Source organism: Thalassobacter sp., from assembly GCF_982993085.1.
Map to the genome: position 1 here is coordinate 1 of NZ_CEZFMW010000186.1, position 3857 is coordinate 3857.

5 protein-coding genes are annotated in these 3857 nt (G+C 51.3%); all 5 read left to right on the forward strand.

Features of this window, described 5'->3' with window-relative positions; genetic code table 11:
• Positions 1-90: 90 nt before the first annotated feature.
• The 5 genes from AC4GMC_RS17495 to AC4GMC_RS17515 all read left to right on the forward strand — a co-directional run bounded on the left by AC4GMC_RS17495 (position 91) and on the right by AC4GMC_RS17515 (position 3800).
• Entirely contained in the window at positions 91-1167 is a 1077-nt protein-coding gene (locus tag AC4GMC_RS17495; protein ID WP_487878471.1) for an IS110 family RNA-guided transposase, read from the forward strand.
• Positions 1168-1305: 138 nt separating this feature from the next.
• Positions 1306-1476 carry an integrase core domain-containing protein gene (locus AC4GMC_RS17500; protein ID WP_487878470.1) on the forward strand — a complete coding sequence of 57 codons (171 nt, stop codon included), beginning with the start codon at positions 1306-1308 and terminating at the stop codon, positions 1474-1476.
• A 299-nt stretch (positions 1477-1775) separates the two neighbouring features.
• Positions 1776-1949, forward strand: coding sequence for a transposase (locus AC4GMC_RS17505; RefSeq protein ID WP_487878469.1), 174 nt, complete (start codon positions 1776-1778; stop codon positions 1947-1949).
• Between the two features lie 489 nt (positions 1950-2438).
• On the forward strand, positions 2439-3002 hold the full coding sequence (locus AC4GMC_RS17510; protein WP_487878468.1) for a transposase: 564 nt from the start codon (positions 2439-2441) through the stop codon (positions 3000-3002).
• Positions 3003-3107: 105 nt separating this feature from the next.
• Positions 3108-3800: a helix-turn-helix domain-containing protein gene (locus AC4GMC_RS17515; RefSeq protein WP_487878467.1), complete on the forward strand. Its 693-nt coding sequence runs from the start codon at positions 3108-3110 to the stop codon at positions 3798-3800.
• The last annotated feature ends 57 nt before the right edge of the window (positions 3801-3857 follow it).

Below are 3857 nucleotides of genomic sequence, written 5' to 3' on the forward strand. Positions count from 1 at the left end.
CACGGTAAGCCATCTCTAAATGAGCCCGCTAGACGGCTCTCGGCGGATGCTTACGAAGTATGTCTGAAGCTGCCGGAAAAGGATGATCTCATGGCAAAATCGATACAAACCGTCCCAATCGTAGGTGGGGTTGATACACACAAAGACCTTCATGTCGCGGCTGTTGTAGATGGCAATGACCAAGTTTTGGGAACGCAAAGCTTCGCCACAACGAGGCAAGGCTATAAGTTGATGCTGACATGGATGCGGTCTTTCGGAGACTTGCAACGGATTGGCGTTGAATGCACCGGCAGCTATGGCGCCGGTCTTTTGAGATATATGCAGGTCGCTGGTGTGAGCATTCTGGAGGTAACCGCACCGGACAAGCAGGATCGCAGACGGCGCGGCAAAAATGATGACTTCGATGCGCAAAGTGCTGCTCATGCGGCCTTCGTGAAGCGGCGCACGGTAATCCCGCGCAGCCGCGATGGAATGGTTGAATCTCTGCGTGTATTAAAGGTTTGCCGCAAAACTGCTGTTCAAGCTCGGCGGATAGCACTGCAGATTATCCAGACGACAATCGTTTGTGCGCCTGACCGCCTGCGTGACCTTTTGCGCAACATGACGCGCATGAAGTTGATACGGACCTTAGCTGCTTGGCGTCCAGATTTGACAGGGTATCGGGATGTCGAAGAGGCCTACAAGATCGCGCTCAAGTCGCTAGCACGCCGTTATCTCGAACTTCACGACGAAGTTGCAGAGCTCGATGATATGATCGAGGCAATCGTAAAAGACCTGGCCCCAGAGTTAATTGCACGCAACAGCGTCGGCCTGAACAGCGCAGCCCAGTTGTTGCTGACTGCTGGCGACAACCCTGAACGCCTTAGATCCGAAGCCAGCTTTGCTGCCCTTTGCGGTGTCAGTCCAGTCCCCGCATCGTCAGGAAAAACGACGCGACACCGATTGAACAGAGGCGGCGACCGCGCAGCCAATAGCGCGCTTCATATCATCGCAATCGGACGGTTGCGGCTTGATCCAAAGACCCAAGAATACGTGGCGCGTCGAGTAGCCCAAGGCCATTCCAAACTGGAAGCAATCCGCTGCGTCAAACGATACATTGCGCGCGAAGTCTTCAACATCATCGCGCGCCGCCACAAACAGATAAATCAAGATCAGATTGCTGCTTGACACTTAGAAGGGCGTCCAGGGTAGCCAATACACGGGCGCGGATTGGATCAAGGCACTCACGAAGGCCGATAACAAAATTTCTATGGATGGGCGGGGCCGCTATCTGGACAACATCTTCATTGAGCAGCCTGGCGATCTCTGAAGCAGGAGGCAGTGTATCTGCACGAGATCACCAACGGCTTTCAAGCCAAAAGGATCATCGACGACTGGATCGGCTTTTACAACGCAGAGCGGCCTCACACCGCCCTCGACAAGCGCACGCCAGACGCGGCATACTTCGAACAAAGTAAAACACGAAAAGCGGCATGAACATAAACCAGATGCATCTTAGCCAAGCCGCAAACCTGTCCTAAAAAGCAGGACCACTTCAAAAGTAACTATTGAGACAATAGGCGATACTGCCCATATGATGGAGTTATATTCATCATATGGGAACTTTATCTCAGTAAACAATGTAAACGCTTTTTAGACCCCATCTGCCGATGACGACGGTATTACGCGAATCCTTGTCTAATGTATTTGCTTACGGTTCTCACGAATGAGAACCGTAAGCATCCGCCGAGCGCCGTCTAGCGGGCTCATTTAGAGATGGCTTATCGTGTGGCCTTATGGACGCAGATAATAACACCCCCCGCATTGAAGGATTTTCGGTCCCTGACAAGGGTCGTCGAGGTCGCTTGACGGATGACGAGAAAGTCAGGATCGTTGAGGAAAGCTATCGAGACGGCGAAACGGTAGCGAAGGTTGCCCGTCGCCATGATGCCGCGCGACAAACAAAGTGAGAATCGCGCGACAATCAAGATGAGAACGCGGGGGTGGTGTCTCGCAGGGAGGGCGTAGCCCGACTGGAGAGATACCACCCCCGCGTTTCGCCCCACTCTGGCGGGTCTGTCGGTCGTGACCAGTTCGGATAGGACTTGATCCTCTGTAGAGGGGGTCTGTTCCGGCTCAGTGCCAAATGACACCCTAACGCAGGCCGTCTATCTACAGCACCCTGAAAATAAGGGATAATCGATGTTCCGCGTTTCGCAAACGAGGGTTTTCGAGGTTCTTGAAAACGACGCCAAAGTTGCCTCTGGCGCGTATCTTAAACCGTATCGCACACAAAATTGCGCAAACGGCGAGCGTTTATGACACGTAGAGGGCTAAAGGTGTCATTTTGCACTCAGCCGTAACAGACCCCACACACGCCCATACGACCCTGCGCGCCCGTTGGTCTGCTTGGACGAGACTTCCAAACAATTGACCAAAGAAACCCGCGCCCCATCCCGATGCGACCGGGTCAGCCCGCGCGGTCTGACTATGAATACGAACGCAACGGCGTCGCCAGCTTGTTCATGGTATTCGCTCCACATGAGGGCTGGCGCCATGTCACCGTTCGGGCCAGACGCACCGCTGTCGACTATGCTCATGTTCTCAAAGAGCTGGCCGACATCCACTTTGCGAAGGCTGCCAAGATTGATCTGGTTCAAGACAACTTGAACACCCATAGGCGCGCGTCTCTTTACGAAGCCTTTCCCCCGGCCGAAGCTAAACGCATCGCTGATCGCTTACGACTGGCATTACACGCCGAAACACGGGTCTTGGTTAAATATCGCGGAGTGCGAACTCAGCGTGCTGGCGCGACAATGCCTCGATCGACGCATTCCGGATCAAGCAACATTGGAAACACAGGTCGCCGCTTGGACCCAAAATCGAAACAACGCACAAGACAAAACCAAATGGCACTTCACAACAGAAGACGCCAGAATCAAACTCCTTTACCTTTACCCGCAAATTGCCTGAATCAGGGGACTAGGGATGTGGTGTCTGACAAGATTGGGTTTTGTCTATAGGCATAAATTTATTGAAGCTTGCTCATGAATTGTGGGTCAATTGACATACTTGCTCGGTAGATATCACTGATTTTAATAGATAATTATCTCCTATGGGGGGACATTTTGTCAGAAAATATGCCAAGCAGCGCTAAACAATTTGGAGCGGGTATTAGGAAGCTTCGAAAGGCGCGTCGATGGAAGCAAGAGGTCCTCGCTTGGAAGTCAGGTATAAATATAGCCACCATTAGCGCTATAGAGCGAGGCCAAGCTAATCCTACGATCAAGATACTTGACAAATTAGCTCAGTCGCTTGACTCAAATATTGAGGGGCTACTCGCTTCAGGTAGGCCTTCTATCAGGGTATCTGACCAGAGTCTAAAAGACATTGTCGCTGAAAATGTTAGAGCTAGGAGGCTAATTTTAGACATATCAATTAGCGATTTGGCGACTAAGACTGGATTTTTTCCTCAGTATTTATACACTACGGAAAATGCAAAAACACTGCCCTCACTCAAAAATTTTCTAATTATAGCGCATGGGTTAAGAATTAGACCTGCAAGCCTACTGAAGGCGGATTTATCTGTCGATGAGATGCATGAGACCTTTGATGGCGTGGTTGATCCTGCACACGTTGGGGAGAAAATGCGCCAGGTGCGTCTGAATGCAGGCATCTCTCTATTTCAGCTGTCGATCCGTACGGGATTAAGCCCAAATAATTACAGCGAGATTGAGTATGGGAATCATCTTCCAACATTGGCTAGTATCATCGCGTTTTCAAAAGGCATGCAAGTAGACGTCGACGAGTTGCTGATTTAGGGGAGTTATGCCCGAAAGTTGGTGATGGCCTGAAGCGGGCGGCATATCATGGCGGTG

Excerpts from the sequence above, each read along its gene's own strand:
- AC4GMC_RS17495 (WP_487878471.1), top strand. The coding sequence starts at position 91 with ATGGCAAAATCGATACAAACCGTCCCAATCGTAGGTGGGGTTGATACA.
- AC4GMC_RS17505 (WP_487878469.1), top strand. The coding sequence starts at position 1,776 with ATGGACGCAGATAATAACACCCCCCGCATTGAAGGATTTTCGGTCCCT.
- AC4GMC_RS17510 (WP_487878468.1), top strand. The coding sequence starts at position 2,439 with ATGCGACCGGGTCAGCCCGCGCGGTCTGACTATGAATACGAACGCAAC.